Origin of the sequence: Clostridium aceticum (assembly GCF_001042715.1) — a bacterium.
GTDB lineage: Bacteria > Bacillota > Clostridia > Peptostreptococcales > Natronincolaceae > Andreesenella > Andreesenella acetica.
On record NZ_CP009687.1, the window covers coordinates 2551348 to 2576688 of the forward strand.

Consider the following 25341-nt stretch of genomic DNA (forward strand, 5'->3'; position numbering starts at 1 on the left):
TGAAAATCCTAAAATTTGCAAACTCGCTAACACTCAAACATGCAAATTTCTTAACGGATTATTCATTTCCAGTCACTAAGCGTTGTTACAATACTTTCAAATGCTTTCGCTTAATATATTTAATTTTCTTTCGAAACAACTGAAAATTTGCACAAGTCGAGTATAGTTATTGTTTATATCGACCAACAGGCTACATAATGTCCTGTTTCTACCTCTTGAAGTTGTGGTTTAGAGGCACTACCATGATGAAGATTAGGACAACAAGTACAATAATTGCAATGTACAGCTTCCTTCCCACCAAGGGCAGATGTAGGAGCTTTTTCTCGTCTAGCTCTTTTCTTCATTTGCTTTAATGGATTGTCTATGTTTTCAACAAGACTTTTTGTATAAGGGTGTAGAGGATTTTCCAGCACCTTTTCAGGTCTTCCCATTTCAACAATATCTCCCCTATACATTACCGCAATCCGATCACTCATCCATCTAACCACCTCTAGGTCATGAGAAACAAATAAGTAGGCCATATTGAACTTTTTTTGAACATCTTTTAAGAGGTTAAGAATCTGAGCCTGTACAGAAACATCTAACATAGAGGTAGGTTCATCCGCTACAATCAATCTAGGTTCTAGGGACAAAATCCTTGCTAAAACCGCCCTCTGGGCTTGTCCTCCACTGATTTCGCTTGGATACCTTGTAAGGTGCTCTGGTTGTAGTCCCACCACTTCAATTAATTCTTCAACCACAGCTCTTTCTTCTTTACTATTCTTTTTAACTAAACCATGAATTCTTAAGGGTTCAACAATACAGTCATAGATCTTCATTCTAGGATTTAGTGCAGCTTCAGGATGTTGAAGGATCAGTTGCATTTTAGAACGTATTTTTTGCATTTCATTGGTTTTTAAAGAGGTGATTTCTTTTCCTTCGAAGAATATTTTTCCCGAGGATAGGGGAAGCAACCTTAATATAATTTTTGCTAAGGTGGATTTTCCACATCCGCTTTCCCCTACCAACCCTAGGGTTTCTCCTGCTTCTATTTCAAAGGATACTCCCTTTAGTACTTCAACTTGTTTTTTTCTAAAGGTTCCTGTAGTGAAGGACTTTTTCAAGTTCTCTACTTTAATCAATGAATCTACACCTCACTTTGTGTCCTGTAGTCACTTCTTTTATCTCCGGCGGAATTTTACCACAGGTTGCTTCAGCCTTAGGGCAGCGATCAAAAAATCTACATCCATTAGGTAAGTTCACCAAGCTAGGACTGTAGCCGGGAATAGGTTTTAGTCCGTTACTGGGAAGAGAGTCAATCAGTCCTTTAAAATAGGGGTGTAGAGGATTTTTAAAAAGTTCTTGGCTAGGCCCCTCTTCAATAATTTCTCCAGCATACATTACCGCCAGTTCATCACATAGGTGAGCTGCCACCTGTAAATCATGGGTGATCAGCAGGATGGTTGTCTCCTTTATTTCCTTTAGCCGTTGTAAAACCTCCACCACCTGTCCTCTAATCAAGACATCCAAGCCTTTTGTAGGTTCGTCTGCAATCAGTAAAGAAGGATCTCCTCCAATACCTAAAGCAGTTAAAACCCTTTGTTTCATACCTCCGCTTAATTGATGGGGATATTCTTGCATTTTTTGATGTGGATCAGGTAAGTCTAGGGCTTCTAACAGCTCAACCGCAGTCCTCCAACTTTCTTTTTTAGAAAGATTCCTATGTAACCGCATAGGGGCAATCACCTGTGCCCCATTTTTAAGTAAAGGGTTCAAGGCTTCTCCAGGGCTTTGGGCGATTAAACCAATCTCTTTACCCCTAAGTTTTCTTATTGCTTCTACTGGTAAAGAAGAAATAGTTTGATCTTTATAAATAACTTCTCCTGTGGTTTTAGCATTTTCAGGTAGTAACCGTAGTAGAGAATGAGCCAGCACTGATTTGCCACAACCAGTCTCACCAATCAATCCAAAAATACTGCCCTTCTTAACCTTTAAATTAGCATTGGAAACCGCCTTCACCCCGCCATCTTTTCTTTGGAAAGAAACATTTAAGTTTTTAATTTCTAGTATGGTATTCATCATCATCTTCCTTTAAGTGGTTGTTTTATTTAATCTATACTACCCTCTGCCTTTGGTGCTAAGTAATCTCTAAGAAGGTCTCCCAAAGAATTGAATAGAAAAACACAGACTGCTAAGGTTAGTCCAGGAAAAAGCATTAGCCAAGGTCCACTATCCATAAAGGTCATGGCTTCATTTAACATCAAGCCAATCTCTGGGTAAGGAGGCTGCACACCAAAACCAAGAAAGCTCAAACCAGCAATAATTAAGACTGCATGACCAATCATTAAGGTCATTAAGGGAATGACAGGAATCAGCACATTGGGTAGAATATGTTTTCGTAGGATATAAAAATCACTGGCCCCAATAGCCTTGGTAGATAAGATAAAATCTCTTTGTTTTAGAGCTAAAACTTCACTTCGAACAATTCTTGCATAGGAAACCCATCCTAAAAAGGTAATGACAATCACTAAGGTCATCATGCTAGGACCAATAATCGCCATAAAACATAATGCCATCAGCATCTGAGGAAAAGCCATCAATACGTTCATCACATGGACAAACAATTCATCTACAATGCCTCCGTAGTATCCTAAAACCATGCCTATGGTAAGACCTATCAGTAAAGATAGTACTTCAATTGCCACTGCTAGGGTTAAGGATATCCTAAGACCATGAAAGACCCGCTGTAGCAAATCCCTACCAAAGTTATCTGTACCAAAGGGATGCTGTAGGCTGGGGGATTGCAGTTGTCTTGAAAAGTCTATGTCATTCCACTCAGTAAATAGGAGGGGGGATAATATTGTGACTAGCAAGATAACCCCTAACAGTACAGATAAAATCCAGATCTTACTGATTTTAATACTTATGGGAAATTTTAAGGGCTTAGCCCATAATCCTTTTCCTTCTATGACCATATCAGACTTTTTATTTGTAAGCATTTTCATCATACCTCACTCGTGGATCAATAATAACATAAGAGAAATCCACTAATAAATTTATTAAAACAATAATGATACCAAAAATAAAGATAAAACCAGATATGATTGGAAAGTCCTTAAGATTGATGGCTTGTACTAGGTAACTGCCTACCCCTGGTAAGCCAAAAATGTTTTCAATAATAACACTCCCACCCAGTAAGCTGATACTGTTCATTCCAATCAAGGTGACAATAGGCAGTAAAATATTTTTCAATACATGCTTTATTAGAATAGCCGTCTCTGATAAACCTATTCCCCTGGCTGTAGCTACATAGGGGCTATCTAGGGCCTCTAAAATACAGGTTCTTGTCAATCTTGCTAAAGTACTGGATCTACCTAATCCCATCACAAAACCTGGAAGAATTAGACTAATAAAACCCTGATAACCATAGGCAGGAAAAATTTTAAGCTTCATAGAAAAAAGCCAAAGAAAGAATAGTGCCAGCCAAAAACTTGGAACCGATAGATTGAAGGCAGCAAATCCCCGCACAAATTGATCAATGATACTATCCTTATAAATCGCTGAAAGAGTTCCCAGCAGTAATCCTAGGAAAATATAAACACAAGTTGCTAGAAAAACTAGTTTCACTGTATAAAGAAAGCGATGTCTAAACTCTTGGGTTACTGGAAGGCCTGTCTTGAAGGAATTCCCAAAGTCGCCAACCGCCGCACCTTTTAGCCACTGAGAAAATAATTGTGGAAAGGGTTTATCTAAACCTAAGATCCTCTCATATTCTTCAACCAACGCATCATCCGGCAGTCCTATAGGGTTTTTATCTCTTAAAATCAACTGAGCTGTATCTCCAGGAGAAAAATAAATAATGGAGAAGGAAATGAGGGCTACAAAAATAGCTGTGGGGACAAGCATAATCAATCTTTTTAGTAACAAATATTTCATGGCTACCTCCTCTTTGTACAGTATAAAAGGTAGAAGGTTCCCAGTACCTGTCCAGTAACCGACGGATACTGGGAACATCTATACTTTCTTAGTTAATTACAACATTGCTTAAATCAATAGTCTGTGATCTAGGGTGGAAATAAAGGCCGCTGATATTGTCTTTATGGGCAAGTACCCTGGCTCTTACGAAAAGAGATGTTCCTGGATAAAAGTTATAGATTGTTTCCCATATTTCTTCCCAAGCTTGATCATGATCTTTTTTATCTGTAGCAGTTATAACAGTTTCTACTAAGCCATCGATTTTAGGGTCAACCTTAAAACCTATACCATTGACATCGTAGCTATCACTCAGTCCTCTCCACTGCATATAACGTACTGGAGGTACCGTCCATGCATGGGTAAATGCAATATCAAATTCTCCGCTTTTTGCCTTCTCATCAAAAATGCTTCTATCAACTGAATCGATTACTACGTCAATGCCAACTTCCTTTAAGTTGGATTGTAGATACACCGCTACGTCTCTTGCAGTCTGGTCATTTCTAGCTAGTAAAGTAAGCTGTAGAGGTTTTCCATCTTTTTCTACGATACCACTTGCATTGGTGGTCTTATAACCGGCAGCTTCTAATGCTGCTTTTGCCACCGTTGTATTATAGCTGTACTCTTCAACATTTTTAGGCCCATCGATATATGCTGGAAGGACAAAATGACCTGTAGGGGTAGGAACATTATGTAATAGTTTTGCTGTTAAGGTTTCTCGATCAATAGCATGTACAATAGCTTTTCTTAAATTCAAGTCCACCAAAAGTCCTTTTTTGTAGTTGAAGACATAAGTCTCTGTGGTACTAAGATATTCTTCTGTAGGTTTTAAAACCTTAATTCCAGAAGTGTTTTCTAATTCACCTACTACTGCATAAGGCATACTGATGTGGTGTTCTGTTAAACCAATGGCATCTACTTGTCCACTTTTTAGGGCCATAACTCTAGAGTTTTCATTTGGAATGGCTTGCCACACAACTTCTTGAAGGGTAGGCATCTTTTCCTTATTCCAATAGTCCGTATTTAGTTCTAAAACCGCCTTTTGATCTTTTGTATAATCCTTTAGAACAAAAGGACCTGTTCCCTGCCAGTCTACAACAATACCCTTATCATCTACTGTATCTGGTAGTGTTGCTCTAATTCCACCTAGTTCCATTAAAAATGGAGAAAATGTTTTGTGAAAGTTTACCTCTAAAGTAGTATCATCTACAACCTTGATCTCTTTTAAATATTTAGGATAATTTGCATTTGCATAAGGTCCCCAGTATTCGATAGAAAATTTGGCTACTTCTGCGTTAAAATCTTCACCGTTGTGGAATTTTACACCTTCTTGAAGGTGAAGAATATAGGTTGCTCCATCATTCTTGATTTCCCAGCTTTTCACTAGTGCTGAAGAAAGTTCTGAAGAGATATCCATATTTTCTTCAAAAGCCGTCATGAAATCAAAAACCAAGCTGGCAGCTTCTGAAGCACTCTTAAAGTCATTTTGGGCTCCTAATACTAAGGTTTGGCTAACCGCCTCATTACTTGCATCTACTTCTTGGTTATCCGCCTCTGTCTCCGTTGGTTTTGTCTCGGTGCATCCTGCCAATACCCCTATTACCATCATAAAAATTAACAGTATTGCCAAATTTCTAGTTTTTTTGTTGAATATCATTTGTTCCAATCCCCCCACTTATTATTCAATCATTTTTTTATCCTACTTCATACAACACTCTAAATATCTCAGATCACCCCCTAAAAAATACTTAAGAATGAAAATAAAAAACCACGCCAAATTTTATCCCCCTCTTCTTAGGAAGAATAAAACCTTCGTGGTTTTAGTTTCAAAACAATATTTTTTTAGTTGTATCTTTTTTAAAAACTTCTTAAAATGCTAGCTAACCATGTACTTGATAACTTCATGTTATCCTTTGTTATAATAATAACAAGCTTCTACAATTTTTGCAAGTTTTATTTTTAAAGATTTAGAATATTTTTATAAACAGAAAGACCCAAGCATGCTGTCCTCAGCAGTGCTTGAGTCTTTTTTATTGGTTTTTATCCTACATTTTTCTCTTGATCTGACCCTAGTACTTCTTGTACTAACTCCTGTGTTCCTCCTGGGTTTTTGCCAGCATCTTCTGGTTTTATTACATAGTCACGAAGAAGTTTTCTCATCAGGTCTAAAGGAATAACGAGTACAGCCATCATCGTAACATATATCCATTCCTGTAGGTTTAATCCTGCAGTTCTTAATACTTCTCCTCCAAAGTAGGTGAATAGAATTTGAACGCCAAAAATCAAGGCTACAACCCTTAAGAAGTCACGGTTTTTTGTAATATTTTTGAAGAGATTTATTTCCGTGGTTCTAGCATTAAAGGTATTAAAAGCATTTAAGAAGATAAAGAAGGCAAAGAAGCCTGTTAAAAAGTAAATCTCCTCATTACCAGTAGGACCTACTCTAAAAAGAGACTTGATTGTACTGGATTTTAAAAACCAAATACCCATCGCAGCAATAAAACCACCATTGATCAGAATAGAACTCCACATATCCTTGTTGATAATAGACTCACTTCTTCTCTTAGGTGCTTCCTTCATATACTTCTTTAAAGCAGCTTCCCCACCAAAGGCTAGTGCCGCCAATGTATCCATCACTAGGTTTACCCAAAGCATCTGTGTCATGGATAATGGTAAGTCTACACCAATAAATGGTCCTAAAAAGGCAATTAATATAGCCGCTACATTTACCGTTAACTGATATACGACAAATCTACGAATACTATGAAAAATTGTTCTTCCATATAGCACAGATTTTGTGATAGATAAAAAATTATCATCTAATACAACGATATCTCCTGCTTCCTTGGCTACTTCTGTTCCACTACCCATAGCAAAGCCTACATCTGCACGTTTTAAAGCTGGTGCATCATTCACACCATCTCCCGTCATTCCTACAACAAGATCTAGTTCCTGTGCAATTTTCACCAACCTTGACTTATCTGTTGGCAATGCTCTAGCAATTACCCTAATATTAGGAAGTAATGCTTTTAAATCCTCATCTGTCAACTGCTGAATCTCTTGAGAGGTAAATATCAGGTCCTCTTCTTTCCTTAAAAGTCCTGCATCCTTTGCAATAGCCATGGCAGTTTCTTTTCTATCTCCTGTAATCATTACTACCTGTATACCGGCATCCATAGCTTCTTTAATAGCACTGGCAGACTCTAATCTTAAATCATCTCTTATACCTATAACTCCAACCAAAGTCATTTCCTTAAAATCAGCATCCTCATTTAAGGCTTCCTCTGTGATGGCGATAGCAACAATTCTTATAGATTTTTGAGCCAATGCATCAATCTTTTCTTCTAAGGCATTTCTATGCTGTAGTTTTTCTTTGTTGCCATTTTCATCATAATAGTATAAACATTTGTCTAAAATTTTCTCAGCTGCTCCCTTAATCAAGGTTAAATTCTTTTCCCCTTTAATTTCTGTAGCAGAATACTTATTTTCACTACTGAAGGGAATGGTTTTTAGTACTTCTATCTCTGTTTCTTTTCGATCGCTGCAAGAAACAAAGTGTAGTAAGGCCCTTTCAGTAATATTACCACCAATCACCTGAAGATCGCATCCTTTTTCAGCTTCTTTAATAAGGGCATTGGTATTTTTTCTTAAGGAAAGATTTAATAAGTTAGCTAAGTTCTTAGGAATTTCATCAAAGGTACTGTACTCCTGGTTTTCTCCTGCAATAAAGGTGACTACCTCAAGTTGTCCCTTTGTAATGGTTCCTGTTTTATCAGAAAAAAGAATGTTAAGACTTCCAGCCGTTTCAATACCGATCAACTTTCTTACAAGAATATTATCCTTTAGTAGTTTTCTCATGTTCAAAGATAATACCATAGCAATCATCATTGGTAGTCCCTCTGGCACCGCCACAACAATAATAACAATCGCTAAAATCACAGCAGTTACTAGATCATTTACAGGGTTTTGCCAGTTAGACAGATATAGGCTGATCTCTCCCATATCGAATCCATTATCTATCACAATCTTCTTAAACATAAAGGATATAGCGATAAATACCCCGCCAATATAACCAAACTTACTGATTCCTTCTGCCAAAGCACCTAATTTCACCTTCAATGGGGACTCTCTATCATCTACCTGCATTTCTTGTGCTAAATTACCATAGAAGGTTTTGTCTCCTACTACTTCTACCTTTAAAATACCTTCTCCTGATACTACTACTGTTCCACGATAGACATCATAGGGATTACTTAAATCTGTGTCTCTTTTATCTTCCTTAAAATTTTTAGGCACAGCTTGTTTATTTATTTCCTTTGCTTCCCCTGTTAAAGAAGCTTGATCTACCTTTACATTTCCTTCTAGAAGCTTTCCATCGGCAGGAATTTTATCACCACATTGTAGTAAAACCAAATCCCCTACAACAATCTCATCGATAAAAACCTCGTGAATCAAACCTTCTCTAAAAACTTTGCATTTGATCTTAGAAGCATCTTCCTGTAGCTTTTGAAAGGATTCTTCATTGGTATATTCAGACCAGGTAGCAACACAAGTGGCTAACAATACTGCAATAGCAATCCCTAAGGATTCGTACCACTCAGTATGACCCAAAAAGAAAAACAGCAAGTTAATTCCTAGGGCTACGATGAGGATTTTTATAATTGGGTCCTCAAAATTCCCCTTTAGCTTATCCCAAAAACTTTCTGCTTCTACAGGAGTTAGCTGATTGCTGCCGTGTTTTTCTCTAGATTTCTTGACAGCTTCTGCATCCAATCCATTCATTTGGTATTTCATTTTTTCATCTCCTCATTCGATTAACTAGTTTAACCCTTCATCAGATACAAACTATTAGGAAAACACACCTATATTCCCCATGTGTAGTAGATTATGGTGTAAAGTTCCTTAAACATCAAGAGAGCAACTTGTATGATACAAGCTGCTACTCCATTAGAAATACTTTTATATTTTGTGTCTAGCCTACCTGTAGTCCATAGTTTTTGCAAAGAGCTGCTAAACCACCAAAAAATCCGCTTCCTACTGCACTAAACTTCCAGTCATTACCGCTTTTGTATAGTTCGCAGAAGACCAAAGCAGTTTCAATAGAGAATTCTTCTGCTAAATCATATCGAAGGATCTCTTTACCTGTTTCTTCATCCACTAAACGTACAAAGGCATTGGATACTTGTCCAAAATTTTGTGCTCTTTGTTCCGCATCATGAATCGTAACTGTAATAGCAATTTTTTCAATGTGGTTAGGGATTTTAGAGAACTCTATAAGGATCTGCTCATCATCTCCGCCGCTACCCCCTGTTAAGTCATCACCAGTATGGACAACACATTGGTTTGGTCCTTCTAAATTATTGTAAAAGATAAAATCCTTGTCATTTTGTGCCTTATCATTGCTACCTAATAAAAACGCAGAAGCATCCAAGTCAAAATCGTAGCCTCCTGAGTATTTATTAGTATCCCAACCTAAGCCTACCATCACTTTTTTTAGTCCTGGGTTTCCCTTTGTTAAGTCAATTTTTTGTCCCTTTGATAAATTAATACTCATATTCTTCCCCTTTCTAAAAATATTCTAGTATTTTTTGATTAAAATCGTTTAACAATTTCTCCTAGAGAAGCGTCATTGGTACCTTCACCAACAGCCACAAATTTCCACTCTGCTCCATCACGATAGATCTCTCCTACCATTAAGGCAGTCTTTCCACTATAGCTGTTTGTTAGGTTATAACGGATGAGTTCTTGTTTGTTATCTAAGTTTACTAAGCGTATAAATGCATTATTAATCATGCCAAAGTCTTGTTTACGGCGAATACAATCATAAATGTTTACCACAAAAAATAATTTATGGATATCTGATGGCACTTTGTTTAGTTCAACAAAAATTTCCTCATCATCTCCATCGCCACCGCCAGTTAAGTTATCTCCTGCATGTTTTACACTTCCACACCCACTCTTTAAGTTGCCAAAGTAAATTAAGTTTTTGTTTGACACTAGTCTACCCTGTTCATTTAGCATCAATACAGAGGCATCGCAGTCTATTTCAGGGGCCTTTCCCCCTCCAAATAGAGCGTTCAGTAAGCCTCCCCCTCTTGGCTGTTCCACTGGATCCCAGCCTAATCCAACCATAATTTTTGATAGTCCTTTGTTTCCCTTGGTTAAGTCGACACGTTGGCCTTTTTGCAAGTTAATTGACAAATTGTTTCCTCCTTCCTAGAATAAAATCTGGGAATTCTAGATGATTTGTTTCTTCCTCTTCTATTTTAGTGCAATTATCTTGAAAATGCAAATTTTTGTCATTTTTTTCTTGTATTAGCCTACATTTACACCAAAATTTCTACAAAGAGCAGCAAGACCTCCATAAAAACCACTGCCTATGGCATTGAACTTCCACTCTGCCCCATGGCGATAAAGTTCTCCTACCACAACAGCAGTTTCAATACTAAAGTCTTCTGAAAGATCATAGCGGATAAGTTCTTCTTCATTTTCTTGTTTAAATACACGAATAAAAGCATTGGATACCTGTCCAAAATTTTGTGCTCGATTTTCTGCATCATGAATCGTTACTGTAAAAGCAATTTTTTGGATATCTGATGGAACATTGCTAAGATCTATAGAAACCTGTTCATCATCTCCATCGCCTTCTCCTGTAAGATTGTCCCCCTGGTGGACAATGGCTCCTGATGCATCCTTTAAATTATTGTAAAAGATAAAGTCTGCATCACTTCTTACTTTCCCCGAATCTCCAAGCAGAAAGGCCGCAGCATCTAAATCAAAATTAAATCCGCCATCATATTTATTGATATCCCATCCAAGTCCCACAACTACCTTTGATAGACCGGGATTTCCCTTCGTAAGATCTACTTTTTCCCCTTTTTTTAAACTAATTGCCATAATAATCTCTTCCTTCCCTAGTAATTTTTACTCTCTAATTGTTTTTGTAATTCCAATAGTCTTTGTTTTGAGGATTCTCTATTTTGTCTATTTTCCTCTTGAATTTGTCTTGTATCGTCAATTCCCTTCATGATAGTTTCAAAGGTTTGTTCAAGGGTTTCTATCTTAATGCTAGAGCCTGATGTCAACTGGGCAATTTCTGCAGATTGTCCAGCAATATTTTGAGCATTTTTCAATAACATTTCATTGGTTTTTTCATCTAATGCCCGCATAGCATCCGCTTGTATTTTTTGTCTTTTAATGGCAATGGCTTGAATTAATCCAGATTTAAAAACAGGAATCGTGATAACAAAGGCACTGCCAATTTTTCTAAGAAGATTATAATTTCCTTTTTGGATTAATTTAATCTGTGGAGCAGTTTGCAAAGCAACCATTTTTGCCATTTCCAAATCATGTACCCGTTGTTCCACCATTTCTAGGGCTTGATGTCCATTTTGAAGATTGATGGCATCCATTTGTTCTCCAGATGCTGCCTGTTTCTCAAGTTCTGGGATAATGTAATTTTTCATCTTATGAATAACAATTTCCCCAGCCTTTATATATTTTTCTAGGTTTTCATAGTACATGATATTTTGTTCGAACATCTCTTCTAACATTAAATTGGTTTGATTAATTTCACTTTCATACTTTTTAATCTCTACATAAATCTTAGATATTTCCTTATCCATGGTTTGATATTTTTCTAGCAAACGGCTAATATCATTTTTAACTTTATTAAAGATTTTACTGATAAAGCCTTGCTTTCCTTCTGAAAAATCCTTGGGATCAAATTTTCCCATAATTGCATTCAGTTGCTGAAGCATTTTTCCACTATCCTCTACAGAAGAGTTACTGATGGAAGATAAAATGCGGTCACTAAACTTTGAAATTTCTACAGCTGTTTCCTGCCCAAAGGACATAATTGCTTGAGCATTGCGAACATCCAGCTCATTAGCTATTTTTTGAACCTCTGGTGATTTCTTTAGTTTTAATGCCACTTCACCTGCTTTTTTATCTAAATCTACTTCTTGTACTTCTAATAATTCATTCATCAACTTTTCCCCCTAGCCATCCCAGTTTTAAAAAAATCTTGATAAGATTTTCTTAAAACCATTGTTTTTTTTGTTTTCTGCTTGTCCATGAAAGTCTAAGTCAAAAGTAAAATTTTCTAGTTTATGAATATCATAATAATAACAGTTTATACCATTTTCAATATTATTATAACCCGTAGGAGTTACAATTACGATATCAAAGCCCGAAAAATGCAAAAATCCTATTACAATTAGGTCCTCCTGTGTAAAAGTACCTTCATCCCCATCAAAGATTACCAGCTTAGGCAATTGGTGAGGATAATCAAACTTTTGCAGCAAATCCAAATATTTCTTCTCCAAAGTAAGGATTGTATACAAACACTTTGCCTTTAATTGAGGCGTCATAGGAAACACAAAAAAGTCTTCTTGGCTTACTAACTCATCGATTTTATCTAAGATCAAATCCTGTACTGCACTACGCAAATAGCCAAAGCGATATTCTGGTAGACACTTTATTCTCTCCCTATTGAGCTTACCTTCTTTATCAAAAATCCCTGAGCTGAGGGCATAGCCTCGTGACGGATATATGGGGATTTTATCGATGAGGATACCCATATCTCCATTGTCCTTTAGTTTGTTAAGATTTACTAAATACTCGTTGATGTCTGTAGCCGTCCCACTAATTTTAGCAAAAATATTAGGAATATAAACGCTGCCGGTTTCTACCTTGAAGCCTTGCCGAAAACGAGCCTGTTCTTTCCATAATATAAAAAGCTCTTCGTAGGTGGTTTGTAGTGGAGTAGAAAATAATTTATAATCTTCAAACTGCCAAGGACGATAAAGGCCCCCCTCCTCTGTGTGCAATATTCTATCAATTTCTACAGAAGCCCTACGGGCAACAGTTTCTTGTCGATGCCCCTTTGGTAACTGTGGAAAAGGAATCAGATCCATTTTTTCATCATACTCCAAAAGTTTTGAGTAGATGTTGCTTTCCTGCACCTCATCAAACTTGCTTGCATCTTGAGGATTGAAATAGAGAATATCACAGCCTATTAGAGAAAGAAAAATAAGAAAATAGACTTCGTCCCTTTGAATATCCCCATAAAACAATACTTTCGGATTTACTTTTCCATACTCATATGCCTGTATAAGGGATAAAGCATATTTTTCTATCCAGTAAAGGATTTTGATGTAGAAGTTTTTAATAATATTCATATTTCTCTGATTTTTCATAAATATATCCAGCAGAATTGCTAGCTTATCTTTAATCAACTGCTGTTTTGTTTCGCCAATATCAGAAAGTATCCCTTTTTTCAAAGTACCTTCTACAACTTTTTTTCCATTTTGCAGACCTAATTTTTCACTACATATCCAATGAGGCACTATTTTTTGGACCATTTTAGGATCTATCGACTTGTCAAAGTGATCATCTACCTTTAAATATAGCTTGTGCTGCTGCAATAATTTCTCGTTAAGCAATAAAAGCTTTTCTTTATAACTCTGCCTGTCTTCTACACCGATAATACGATAAAAATAGATAGGTGTTACCATCAACCTATGGTTTGCTGCAAAACCTCTTCTCTCTTTGGGCAGAGTAAAAATATCTTCAAAAATGTCTTTGGCCTCTGCACTAATTGTATTTAGTGCAAGATGAGCAAATTCTGCTTGACTCATACTGGGGGCACAAAACGCCCTTTCACCACCTTTTCGGTCTAACAAATATAACAGGGAATCCTCCTCTGTCTTAATATCTTGCTCCATTGAAAGTACCTACTATACATTTGATATATACATTTATTAGCGTATTATATTATTTTACTTATATACTCATTATACCCATAGTGTTTGTATTTTTCAATATTTTTTGGACTTCTCCCTTTGATTAACATATTGAGGGAGCTACCTTTTCTTCATCGTTTCTAGTGATAGTCTATACTTCATTTAAAATACAAAATCCCAAAACTCCTATTATACAATGAGGAATCTTGGGATTTTATAAATTAAATAAATGCCAATATTATACAAAGATTACTTTACTTTAATAGTAATTATACTAATTTAATTGCTTTTTTATGCTTTTACTTTACCGTTTATTTTATTCCATAGATCTGCATTTTTAATACCTAATTTCTTAGGATCAAACACAGGGTCTATACCTTTAGCTTTTTGTTCTTCGTAATCTTTAAGAGTTGCTATCCCTGGTTTTGTAAGAAGAATAATCGCGATAATATTTAACCACGCCATTACCCCTACCCCTACATCACCTAAGGCCCAAACAGTACCTGCTGAATTAATAGCACCAATAAATGTCATCACCAACAACGTTACACGGGTAATATTGAAGATCAATTTATGATTTTTGAAGTTCCTTGTTACATAAGCAACATTTACCTCAGCATAGTAGTAATACGCCATTAGGGTTGTAAAGGCAAAGAAGAATAGTGCAATCGCTACGAATGCCCCACCAAACCTTGGCATTAAGGTTCCCACTGCTGCCTGAGTAAAAGCTGGACCTGGGTTTACTCCTGGAAGGTTTTCCGCTAGGAAACCACCTGCACCATCAGCTACATTATAAGAACCAGTAATTAAGATCATAAAGGCAGTTGCTGAACATACAAATAATGTGTCAACATAAACTGAGAATGCTTGTACTAAACCTTGTTTTGCAGGATGGCTTACTTCTGCTGCTGCAGCAGCCATAGGACCTGTTCCTTGACCAGCTTCATTTGAATAAATTCCTCTTCGAACTCCCCACATAATCGCTTGACCTATAATAGCACCAAAGGCAGCTTTTGTACTAAATGCTGATGAGAAGATAAGAGCAAGGATGCTAGGAATTTGTGCAATGTTCATTACGATAATAATTAATGCAACAATAATATATGCAATCGCCATAAAGGGTACAATCAGCTCCGCTGCTTTACCGATACGTTTTACCCCTCCGAAAATGATAAGACCTAATAAAGCTGATACGATTAAACCTGTGATCACAGGACTAACACCAAATGCATTGTCCATAGAGTTTGCAATACTGTTGGCTTGAATTCCTGGTAAGAAGAAGCCCATGGATATCACTGCAGCTACTGCAAAGATCATGGCATACCATTTTTGTCCTAATCCTTTTTCAATAAAATAAGAAGGACCTCCACGATATTCCCCATTCATTTCTTCCTTCCAAACCTGAGCTAATGCTGCCTCAACATAAGCAGAACCTGCACCTAGGAAGGCAATTGCCCACATCCAAAATACCGCACCAGGACCCCCAAAACCTATAGCAGAGGCAACCCCAGCAATATTACCAGTACCAACACGTCCTCCTAAAGCCATAGCGAAACTCTGGAAAGAAGATACCCCCGAATCCGAACTTTCTCCACTAAATAATTGCCCTACCATGTCCTTGAAAAGACGTACTTGCGGAAACTTCATAAGCACTGAAAAATATACCCCCGCACCTAGACAAAGCCATACTAACCATTGGGACCAGATAATGTCATTTAACGCATTTAAAATTGCTTCCATGTTTTAATTCTCCTCCCTAGTTGTAATATAATGTTTATATGATAGCTCAATTATGTATTGCAAGTTCCATGCCAAATATATTAATGCTAAAATTTTAGGAATTGATAAAAAATTATCACAAATAGCGGGAATTTTATTTCCTATGACGAGAAATTTTTTTCTCATTTATTATTTCTGTATCTTATGTTTGTATATGCTACACATTAGTGTTAACCTAAACCATAACATAATTTGTCATCCTGAGAGGAGCAAAGCGGAGTCGAAGGATCTTAGAATTGACAAAATGACTGTTCCACAGAATTTTGGAAATAGCTGTATTAAGTTAATGCTTGTGATATGCTGCATATAAAAAAACAGCCTGGTGCCATAAGTTACATATGCCACCAGGCTGTTTTTTATAGAATATATTAATGTTTCATAGCCTTAACTTAAGCCATAATTTGTCATCCTGAGTGGAGCAAAGCGGAATCGAAGGATCTTAGTGTTGGTAAAATCCTTGGCTACTCCAAGATCCTTCGCTACGCTCAGGATGACAGTGTAAGAGGATTTTAGTAATAATCGTATTAAGTTAACGCCTATGATTAATGTTTATAAATGCTATATTCATTAATTTTATTAAACAACTGTCTTCTGCTAATTCCTAGTTGTTCCGCTGTACTGGTCATATTAAAATCATTGAGGGATAACATCTTTTCTATGTGTTTCTTCTCGGCAGCTGCTCTAACATCTTTAAGAAGCAGAGGACTTGATGGATTAATATATATTTCCTCTGATATATCTTTTATACTAATCATGCCATCTCTTGAAAGAACTACCAGACGTTCTATGATATTTTTTAATTCTCTAATATTTCCAGGATAATTGTAATTCATCAAAGCACTTAAGGCCTCAACCTCTATATTGAAGATATCCTTTTTAAGCTCCACAGCATACTTAAAAATAAAGTAATCTATCAATCTTCTAAGATCCTCTTTTCTCTCTCTTAAGGAAGGAATGTTGATAACAATAGTACTAATTCTATAATAAAAGTCTTCTCGAAACTTTTTCTCTTCAATACGCTGCTTAATATCTCTATTGGTAGCACAAATTAACCTAAAATCTATATCCATTAATACATTAGAACCAATTCTTGCAATCTTTTTATTGTCTAATACTCTTAAAAGGTTTAATTGTACATCTAATGTTGTATCACCAATTTCGTCTAAAAACAGCGTTCCCCCGTGGGCTTCTTCGATTCTTCCAATTCTTTTCTCATAAGCTCCAGTAAAGGCACCCTTTTCATGTCCATATAGTTCTGATTGCAGTAAGTATTCAGAAAAAGCATGACAATTTACTGCCACAAAAGCATTATCTTTTCTTGAACTAAGATGGTGGATATAGTTTGCAAAAACTTCTTTACCAACCCCAGATTCTCCAAGAAGCAAAATAGAAGAATTGCTATCTGCTGCTCTGGAAGCTAAATCTAAGGCTTTATTAAATGCTCTATTTCTTGATTCAAGAAAATAGTTTGGCGTTGGCAAATCATTGACACTCCCACAGCTAAAGCAGTGGGATTCTTGAGTGATTAAACCGAAGTACATTTCTGCTATCGGAGTATGACCTCAAGCTTAGGGTATGCCATTACCCCTCCTAGAGCAGTACATATAGTACCCTAGGCTAGTAGACTTTTACCATCTACTACAGGTGCATTAATTATATTTATAGCACCTACTCTATCCCTATGTGTTTTAAAACCACAGGAGCATTTATATTTTCTATCTCTTGCTTTATTTAGTTTCTTACATTCAGGGCATATTTGAGAAGTGTATTTAGGATCAACATATTCAACCTTTATCCCCTTCAATAGTGCCTTATACTCTATGAATTGAGCTAGACGATAGAATGACCATGTATGTAGATTTTTTTCGTTTTTACGGCTTGTTCTTGCCGTGTTTCTGATATTCGTTAATTTTTCAAGCCGAATATCAGAAACATTATTATTTACTGCAAAATTAATTATTTCTCTACTTACTTTGTGGTCTTGGTCTGTCATCCAACGTTGTTCTTTATCATCAAGCTTTTTAATGACTTTAAGCTTCTTGGCTTTTCCAAGTTTTTTACGTTTCGCTTTATATTTACGTTTGACGTATTTATTTTGCCTACCGTTTCCAAAAAAAAACGTTTTTCCTGAATCGGTTACAGCTACAGCAGGAACTTTTAGGCCTAAGTCAACACCCATTACAACATCACCTTTAACTATATGAGATACTTTTTCAACACTTATTTGAGCGATATATTTATTGCTTTTCTTAGTTATACGCAATGCTCCCAAATGACCTTCTAGTTGTTTTAGCTGATAGTCTGTCATGATAGTTCTAGTTTGAATACGCTGCGATTTCCCATCTATAATAACGGGAAAACTAAGAATACCGTCTTTAAGTGAATAATTTTGATTATTCCATATACAGACAGGTTTTTTAAGGGTAGCTACATTGATTACTTTTTGTTTATCAGTAGGCAGTTTGGAATTAGCCTTGATAGCTTTCTTGTACTTAGTACAGATACTTTTGGCATCTCTAATAGATTGATTTTTCACTGCACTTGGCATATTTGCAAAAACATCTTTAGATGATAGCTTTACTCTTTCTTCTGATTGGAGCGTAGATGAAACAAGGCTATTAACAGTATGGATATATTCTTTTGATATAGATTCTATTAGTTGTACTTGTTCTTTTGTCAAAATAATATTAAATTTTACTGTTATCTGCATTGTTTCACCCCCTTGTTTTTTGTTCTTCAACATATCGTTTTATAGTTTCACTTGATACATTTCCTGCGGTAGATACAAAATAGCTTCTTGTCCAAAGACTTGGCAAATGTCGCAGATGTTTAAATTCCTGCCTTAATAATCGAGAAGTCACTCCTTTCACTTTTGCCATTATGTCTGCTGGACTTAAATGAGGAAGTGCATTGACAAAAAGATGGCAGTGGTCTTTATCACATTCTATTGCCAAAATTTCTATTTCAATGTCTTTACAAATCTCATTGAGAAGCTGTTTAAATTTTATTTCAACTTCTCCAACTAGAACTTTACGTCTGTACCTTGGACAGAAAACAAAATGATAGTTTATTAAAGATACTGTTGTTTGTGTTCTTCTATAATCTTGTCCCATATATTTATAGTATCAGTTTTAAACTGAAACTGCAACAAGAAGATTAAAAGAAACGCCTTTCATCCCACGATTGAAACCGTGGGCTTTCAGGCGAATTTACTGTAACTTTATTTAATATCCTCAAATTATTGTTCATCTACTTTTCCTCCAAAGCTTAGGTATTTTGATGCATATTATTTTATCACTACCTCGCTTAATTTTAAAGCCACTTACTACCTTTAATAATATTCTAAATATTAAATTTCCTATATTTAGTCTTATCTATGCATTTATCTCAAACTTTCTATTAAGGTACAAGATCTCTGACTCTAAGCATTAACATAGATATAATTTATTTTAAAAAAAATTCAAAATATATTGACATTAAATACTGTATACATTATTATATAAGTTTAATCAATAGCATAGGTGGTGTACATATGAAAAATAAAAATATAAAAATCGTTGTAACCGGTGATATTTGTATCAATTCTCTTCAATGGATCACCGATCCTCAAAATAATGAAGGCTTTAATTGGCAGACCCATTTAAATGTGCACAATATTTTAAAGCCTGGAGAATCTTTGCTTCTTTCAGAACTTGTGGGGTTATCTACTGATGCTTGTATTCTTGCACCTAAAATTCAGGATATGGAATTAAATGTTTCAGGAGAGTTTCTGCGTTCTACAGCAGAGCTTAGTCTTTTTCCAAAGTATGGTGATGGAAGACATAAAGAAAAGGTATATCGTGTGAAGCATTTTCTTGGCTTTACAGGTCCCTCGTCTGGTGTCCCAAAATTTCTTCCTATCGTCAATGATGATGAAAATGCTGCTATGGTTATCATAGATGATGAAAATAATGGCTTTAATCTAAATGCTGAGTTTTGGCCTTCAGCCATACAATCTCCTGAAAAATCACCGATTATTTTGTATAAAACCAATAATACTAGCGGTTCTAGTAAACTTTGGAGACATTTAGAAACAAATCATATTGAAAATACAATCGTAGTAATCAACAGCGATGATTTACGTTCAAAGGGGGTTAATATCAGCAAAAGCCTTTCATGGGAAAAAACCGCTCAAAACTTTTTGTGGCAAATTAATAATAGTCCCAACCTTGCCTTTCTTGCAAACTGTCACCATCTTATTGTGCCCTTTGGCCTTGAAGGTGCTATCTATTATAGAAATGACGGGGTAAAAGAATCTCGTTTATACTTCCTGCCGGATGAGTTTGAAGGAGGCTTTGTTAAAGAAAATCAGGGCAAGATGTATGGACTTACTTCTTGCTTTGTTGCTGGATTAGCACAAAGCATTGTTGCTGACAATGTGAATAAGGCATCTCTATCTGTATCTATTAATGATGGTATACGTCAAGGTATTGTTGCCGCTCACAAGTATTTTATTAAAGGCTTTGGTGAAAATCTTGAAGAGTCCCCCTTCCCTCATGCTTCAATTTTTATAGAAAACGAAAATCATTTTATTTACAAAGAACATGTACAGGATGTGAAAATACCCTGTTCCTCCAGCATCAATTGTTCCTCCTGTTGGTATATCCTTAAGGATAAAAGTTCTGCTAATTTAGCAGAAATTGCTTATGATATTGTTAAAAATGGGGAGGGAAGAGTAGCTAAGTTTATTCCTATAGCACAGTTTGGAAACTTAAAAACTGTAGATAGAATGGAAATTGAAAGCTATCGATCCATCAAGAATCTTATGTGGGAGTATATCTCCAGTAAAAATACTGTTCGTCCCCTTTCTATTGCTATATTTGGAACACCTGGTTCGGGAAAATCCTTTGGCGTAACTGAAATAGCAGCTAGCATTGCACCAAAGTTAATAAAGAAACTGGACTTTAACTTGTCTCAATTTCGTTCTCCATCAGACTTAATAAATGCTTTTCATCGTGTAAGAGATTATTCACTGCAAGGTCGGATTCCTCTAGTGTTTTTTGATGAGTTTGATTCTAGTTTTGAAGGAAAACTGGGATGGTTAAAATATTTTTTAGCACCTATGCAGGATGGGGTTTTCAGAGAAGGAGAAGCCACTCATCCTATTGGGAAGGCCATCCTTGTGTTTGCTGGTGGGACAGCCAGTACCTTTAAGGAGTTTTGGGGGAAAAATATTCCTGATGAGAACCAGCAAAAACAATTTTTATTGGAATTCAAAAATGCTAAAGGACCTGATTTTGTAAGCCGCCTTAGAGGATATGTAAATATACTAGGTGTTAATCAAACAAATGACGCACCAGATCAATTATTCATTATTAGAAGAGCGATGCTGTTACGATCATTTTTACAGCGTAAAGTTCCTCATCTTATCAATGATAAAGGAGAAGCTCAGATTGATAACGGTGTGTTACGAGCATTACTTAAGGTTCCCAGATATAAACATGAATCAAGATCTATGGAGGCGATCTTGGAGATGAGTATGTTAACAGAAGCCAAGAAATGGGAGCAGTCTCATTTACCCTCCAGAGAACAGTTAAAACTTCATGTAGATGAAGAACAATTTATACGACACATGATGCACGATTCGTTTTATAGTGAAAGAATAGAAAATCTTGCAATAGCAGCCCATGAAAAATATATTTCCCTTTATGCTGACAATCAAGAAATTGATCCTTGTTTTGTTCAACCATGGCAATATTTAAGTGAGTATCTCAAAGACTGTAGCCGTGATCAAGCAAAACATATTCCTGACGCTTTATTGAAAATAAATTACGATGTTGTTTCTGTCAAAGAAAAACCTCCTGTAAAAGAATTTACAGATAGTGAATTGAAAATTTTAGCCGCCTACGAACATACCCGCTGGAGTTTACACAGAAAGGAAGCAGGTTGGAAATATGGTGCAGTGAAGGATCATAAGAAAAAAACAGAACCAGCCCTTGTATCATGGGATGTACTGCCTGAAGAAAAGAAAATGAAACTATATCAAATCGTTAAAATTTGGCCAGAAATCCTTGCAAATGCTAATTTTGCTATAGAACAACTGACCTTTTCCCGGAATTGTGAGGCCTTAGGTTAATTTTTGAACGCTCTCACCACTTATAGAAGTGGGAGATTCCTGCTTCATAGTTTTGTGCCTTCTGAGATAGCAAGATCTTACTATAAAATCACGATGACTTCAAGCCTAAGTGAGCTTACCTTTAGCAAGATGATGCATCAGGGAATCAGGTGGATCAGCACTTCACCTGATTCCCTATATTTGCTTTGGTTAGAAGCATTTATGTATAAGCGGAATCTAGACACTTCAGATCTTTTCCTATGAGTGAAGTACTCCCCCTATATAGGTTACAGTATTTACACCATTATTATATTTCAGTCCATGTTGCTTCATCAGAGACATGACATCTATCCCATGGGCCTCACAGGAAATGATAGCATCCTCTGGCCTTTTGCACTCTTCCCCATCTATATAAGCACACTTCTCACAGAGTCTACATCCTCCCGCCCCTAACATCATAAAGTTAGTACTATTGCCAATCTCCTTCTTAAGCTTTAACAATCTATCACTAAAGTCTTTTGCACCAGCCATCATACCCTTCAAGTCAAAACTACTTTTTAATTCATAGACATCATAGACAAGAATAAATTTGGTATATTTTTTAACCCGTTTCTCTCCTTCCTCCAAAGAACCTACTGCCGGAGGACAGGTCCAGTTTTTATTGTAGTACCCACATTGGTTTTTTTCACATAGTTTTCTCAACTCTTCTTTGATTTGTATTGATTCTACTGGTATTTCCTTATTCTTAGGAAAAAAGCCATCTACCTTTGACTGTATCCCTTCCATCGCCATCACTCCCTAAAGTATATTTAATATTGTCAAAATATCATAATTCTATATTAACACTTTTAGGGAGCATATGAAAATGTTATAGTCCTTTATCCTCTTATCCTCTTGTGGGTATCTATATCAAAAAAGTGAACCTTTTCCATATCAAACTTCAGTTGAACTTTTTCGTTTTCTCCAGCAGAAAAGCTATTTTTCACGTCAATTGCTGCTATGATAGGGATAGCATTAATGCTGCAGTGAAGATGGAGCTGAGAACCTAAAAATTCCTTCACCTCAATTAATGCCTCTACACTTTCATAAAATTTACTCTCACTGGAATTTACCATAAGGTGAATATCTTCCGGTCTAATGCCCAAGATAATTTTTTTATCATTATAGGTCTTTAGTTTTTCTAGATGGACTGGACTAATAGCTAGTTGCTGTTTTCCAAGTATCAAGTGATTCTTTTCTAATTTTCCTTCTATAAAGTTCATAGGAGGAGAACCAATAAATCCTCCGACAAACATATTTGCTGGATAATCATATACTTCACTTGGTTTACCGATCTGCTGTACAACCCCCTCCTTCATAATGACAATTCTATCTGCCATTGTCATAGCCTCCACCTGATCATGGGTAACATAGACAAATGTTGTTTCTAATTTTTTGTGAAGTTTACTGATTTCAGTACGCATTTGTACCCTTAATTTAGCATCCAAATTAGAAAGAGGTTCATCCATCAAAAACACCCTTGGTTCCCTAACTATAGCACGCCCCAGTGCCACCCGTTGTCTCTGTCCCCCTGATAATTCTTTAGGTTTTCTATGAAGATAGTTTTCTATATCTAAAATAACAGCAGCTTGTTTAACCCTTCTCTTTATCTCTTCTTTGTTATATTTTTTAAGCTTCAGACCAAAGGCCATATTATCATATACATTCATGTGAGGATATAGGGCATAATTTTGAAATACCATAGCGATATCCCTCTCCTTAGGAGGCTGGTCATTTACTTTTTGATCCCCTATATATAAACTTCCTTCAGAGATACTTTCTAAGCCAGCAATCATTCTCAAAGTTGTGGACTTACCACAACCAGAGGGGCCTACCAAAACGATGAATTCTTTTTCAGAGATCTGTAGATTAAAATTATCAACAGCAATTACATCATTGCTGTAACGCTTATAAATATTTTCTAGTTTAATAGCAGACAATGTGACTTCCTCCTATCTATTCTCTAAAAATTCATTACATGCAACTCTTCTAAATATTATACTGACCTTTATTATTTAATTCCTGACTGCATAAAGCTACTAATAAACTGTCTCTGGAAAACAAAGAAGGCTAAAAGTAGTGGAAAAATTACCAAGAAGGTAGCGGCGGTTACCTCCGCCCATTGTGCACCGGTTTCAAAAGATTGAGCAAAGATAGCTAAACCTACAGTTAATGGCCTGTTTTCTACAGAATTGGTTACGATAAGAGGCCATAAAAAATTATTCCAGTGATGGCTGACGGAGACTAATCCAAAAGCAATATAAGTCGGTTTTGCTAAGGGCACGTAAATGTGCCAAATCCTTTGTAATAGGTTGCATCCATCTAGTTTTGCTGCTTCTTCTAATTCATAAGGTATACTTTTAAAGGTTTGTCTCAGTAGAAAAATACCGAAGGCTGTTGCAAAGTAAGGAAGCATAATCCCTAGCTTCGTATCCAACAAAGAAAGTCCTGCTAACACTCGATAGTTTGGAAAAATTAATATATCTGTAGGAATCATTAGCTGAATCAAAACCAACATAAATACAATATCTTTACCTATAAATTCTAGTCTAGCAAAGGCATAGGCCGCTAAGGTAGCCGTCACTATCTGTATCCCTAAAATTCCAAATACGATGATAAAGGTATTCACATAATACTGAAGGAAAGGAGCCGCCCCCCACGCACCGATAAAGTTGTCTAATGTAAAAGCTATGTGAAAGTCCAAAGTAGTAGCTAAGTGCTTTGGTTGAAAGGCAGTGACAACCATCCACAACAGTGGTATCACCCATACCAAAGCTAAAAAATATATAGCAAAATTCATCATTCTACGCAATGTCCTCACCCTAACTGTAATATATTTTTTTATCTAGCCCAAAGAATTGAATAGAAGCAATGATCACCATAATTACTAGCATAATTACTGTTAGCGCTGATGCCACCCCTTGGTCCCAAAACTTAAAGGCTGTTTCGTAGATATAATAAAGCAAAAGATTGCTGGCATTATTGGGTCCTCCTTGTGTCATAATCACAAGATGATCTACAAGCTTAAAGGAATTGGTTAAGGCAATGATAAAAATAAATAAAGTTGTTGGCATCAATAGGGGAAAGGTAATTTTTGTAAATACTGTTATAGAAGACGCCCCATCTATCTCAGCTGCTTCATATAGTTCTCTGGAGATATTTTGCAATCCTGCTAGATAAAAAATCATAAAAAAACCCGATTCCTTCCATATCACCATGATGATCATAGCCCACATAACGATATTGGGATTTCCTAACCAATTGACTCTTCCCACACCTACCCAAGAAAGAATATGGTTCAATAATCCATACTCAGGTGTATAAATAAAGAGCCATATATTTGCAATAGCAATCATAGGAATAACAGTAGGATAGAAGAAAAAGGTTCTTAGCCAGCTGCGACCGACCATCGCTTTATTCAGTGCTAAAGCCATCAACATACCCATTCCCATGCTAATGGGAATAGTACCAGCAGCAAACCATATGTTATTTTTCAGTACCTTCCAAAACACTTCATCCTCCAACATCCCCCTAAAATTTCCTAATCCCATATAAATCCCCTGAGGTGTTCCTAAGTCCAATCGAAAGAAGCTTAAATGCAGGGTTTTAGTAATAGGGTAAAAGGTAAAGAGGGTGATGAAGATAAGAGATGGAAAAAGTAGTACCCAAGCATAAAAGTTCCTTTGAAAGCCATCGTTTTGCCATATTTTTCTCATCTCAATCACCTTTCCA

At 36.2% G+C, this 25341-nt stretch carries 20 protein-coding genes; 1 reads left to right on the forward strand and 19 read right to left on the reverse strand.

The window, feature by feature from the left end; translation table 11 throughout:
• Positions 1 to 173 precede the first annotated feature (173 nt).
• The 15 genes from CACET_RS11935 to tnpA all read right to left on the reverse strand — a co-directional run bounded on the left by CACET_RS11935 (position 174) and on the right by tnpA (position 18589).
• Positions 174 to 1121: an oligopeptide/dipeptide ABC transporter ATP-binding protein gene (locus CACET_RS11935; protein ID WP_044825337.1), complete on the reverse strand. Its 948-nt coding sequence runs from the start codon at positions 1119 to 1121 to the stop codon at positions 174 to 176.
• Positions 1114 to 2058 carry an ABC transporter ATP-binding protein gene (locus CACET_RS11940; protein ID WP_044825336.1) on the reverse strand — a complete coding sequence of 315 codons (945 nt, stop codon included), beginning with the start codon at positions 2056 to 2058 and terminating at the stop codon, positions 1114 to 1116. The genes CACET_RS11935 and CACET_RS11940 overlap by 8 nt, the downstream gene beginning before the upstream one ends.
• 29 nt (positions 2059 to 2087) lie before the next feature.
• The gene (locus tag CACET_RS11945) at positions 2088 to 2978 is read right to left on the reverse strand and encodes an ABC transporter permease (protein WP_201777342.1); all 891 of its coding nucleotides are present in this window, start codon (positions 2976 to 2978) and stop codon (positions 2088 to 2090) included.
• Positions 2965 to 3915, reverse strand: coding sequence for an ABC transporter permease (locus CACET_RS11950; protein WP_044825335.1), 951 nt, complete (start codon positions 3913 to 3915; stop codon positions 2965 to 2967). The genes CACET_RS11945 and CACET_RS11950 overlap by 14 nt, the downstream gene beginning before the upstream one ends.
• 88 nt (positions 3916 to 4003) lie before the next feature.
• Positions 4004 to 5608, reverse strand: coding sequence for an ABC transporter substrate-binding protein (locus tag CACET_RS11955; RefSeq protein ID WP_044825334.1), 1605 nt, complete (start codon positions 5606 to 5608; stop codon positions 4004 to 4006).
• A gap of 383 nt (positions 5609 to 5991) precedes the next feature.
• Positions 5992 to 8745: a calcium-translocating P-type ATPase, PMCA-type gene (locus CACET_RS11960; RefSeq protein ID WP_082058229.1), complete on the reverse strand. Its 2754-nt coding sequence runs from the start codon at positions 8743 to 8745 to the stop codon at positions 5992 to 5994.
• Positions 8746 to 8923: 178 nt separating this feature from the next.
• On the reverse strand, positions 8924 to 9505 hold the full coding sequence (locus tag CACET_RS11965; RefSeq protein WP_044825333.1) for a TerD family protein: 582 nt from the start codon (positions 9503 to 9505) through the stop codon (positions 8924 to 8926).
• 38 nt (positions 9506 to 9543) lie between these two features.
• Complete coding sequence (locus tag CACET_RS11970) at positions 9544 to 10152, reverse strand: TerD family protein (RefSeq protein WP_044825332.1); 609 nt, start codon at positions 10150 to 10152, stop codon at positions 9544 to 9546.
• Positions 10153 to 10266: 114 nt separating this feature from the next.
• Positions 10267 to 10848, reverse strand: a complete 582-nt coding sequence (locus CACET_RS11975) for a TerD family protein (RefSeq protein ID WP_044825331.1) — start codon at positions 10846 to 10848, stop codon at positions 10267 to 10269.
• Between the two features lie 17 nt (positions 10849 to 10865).
• The gene (locus tag CACET_RS11980) at positions 10866 to 11939 is read right to left on the reverse strand and encodes a toxic anion resistance protein (protein ID WP_044825330.1); all 1074 of its coding nucleotides are present in this window, start codon (positions 11937 to 11939) and stop codon (positions 10866 to 10868) included.
• A 27-nt stretch (positions 11940 to 11966) separates the two neighbouring features.
• On the reverse strand, positions 11967 to 13679 hold the full coding sequence (locus CACET_RS11985) for a YceG family protein (protein ID WP_044825329.1): 1713 nt from the start codon (positions 13677 to 13679) through the stop codon (positions 11967 to 11969).
• A 309-nt stretch (positions 13680 to 13988) separates the two neighbouring features.
• Positions 13989 to 15437: an alanine/glycine:cation symporter family protein gene (locus CACET_RS11990; protein ID WP_044825328.1), complete on the reverse strand. Its 1449-nt coding sequence runs from the start codon at positions 15435 to 15437 to the stop codon at positions 13989 to 13991.
• Between the two features lie 581 nt (positions 15438 to 16018).
• Positions 16019 to 17017: a sigma-54 interaction domain-containing protein gene (locus tag CACET_RS11995; RefSeq protein WP_082058228.1), complete on the reverse strand. Its 999-nt coding sequence runs from the start codon at positions 17015 to 17017 to the stop codon at positions 16019 to 16021.
• 71 nt (positions 17018 to 17088) lie between these two features.
• Positions 17089 to 18186 (reverse strand): RNA-guided endonuclease InsQ/TnpB family protein, encoded by a 1098-nt coding sequence (locus CACET_RS12000; protein ID WP_201774978.1) that lies wholly within the window; start codon positions 18184 to 18186, stop codon positions 17089 to 17091.
• Positions 18187 to 18190: 4 nt separating this feature from the next.
• Positions 18191 to 18589 (reverse strand): IS200/IS605 family transposase, encoded by a 399-nt coding sequence (gene tnpA / locus CACET_RS12005; RefSeq protein WP_044826404.1) that lies wholly within the window; start codon positions 18587 to 18589, stop codon positions 18191 to 18193.
• A gap of 419 nt (positions 18590 to 19008) precedes the next feature.
• On the opposite strand from tnpA, the gene CACET_RS12010 reads away from it, so the two are divergent.
• Positions 19009 to 21591 carry a RyR domain-containing protein gene (locus CACET_RS12010; protein WP_044824822.1) on the forward strand — a complete coding sequence of 861 codons (2583 nt, stop codon included), beginning with the start codon at positions 19009 to 19011 and terminating at the stop codon, positions 21589 to 21591.
• Between the two features lie 237 nt (positions 21592 to 21828).
• Here CACET_RS12010 and CACET_RS12015 read toward each other — a convergent pair whose 3' ends face one another.
• The 4 genes from CACET_RS12015 to CACET_RS12030 all read right to left on the reverse strand — a co-directional run bounded on the left by CACET_RS12015 (position 21829) and on the right by CACET_RS12030 (position 25325).
• Positions 21829 to 22356, reverse strand: coding sequence for a DUF2284 domain-containing protein (locus CACET_RS12015; RefSeq protein ID WP_158386051.1), 528 nt, complete (start codon positions 22354 to 22356; stop codon positions 21829 to 21831).
• Between the two features lie 92 nt (positions 22357 to 22448).
• Positions 22449 to 23549: an ABC transporter ATP-binding protein gene (locus CACET_RS12020; RefSeq protein WP_044824821.1), complete on the reverse strand. Its 1101-nt coding sequence runs from the start codon at positions 23547 to 23549 to the stop codon at positions 22449 to 22451.
• A 71-nt stretch (positions 23550 to 23620) separates the two neighbouring features.
• On the reverse strand, positions 23621 to 24409 hold the full coding sequence (locus CACET_RS12025; RefSeq protein WP_242849908.1) for a carbohydrate ABC transporter permease: 789 nt from the start codon (positions 24407 to 24409) through the stop codon (positions 23621 to 23623).
• A gap of 22 nt (positions 24410 to 24431) precedes the next feature.
• The gene (locus CACET_RS12030) at positions 24432 to 25325 is read right to left on the reverse strand and encodes a carbohydrate ABC transporter permease (RefSeq protein WP_044824820.1); all 894 of its coding nucleotides are present in this window, start codon (positions 25323 to 25325) and stop codon (positions 24432 to 24434) included.
• Positions 25326 to 25341: the final 16 nt, after the last annotated feature.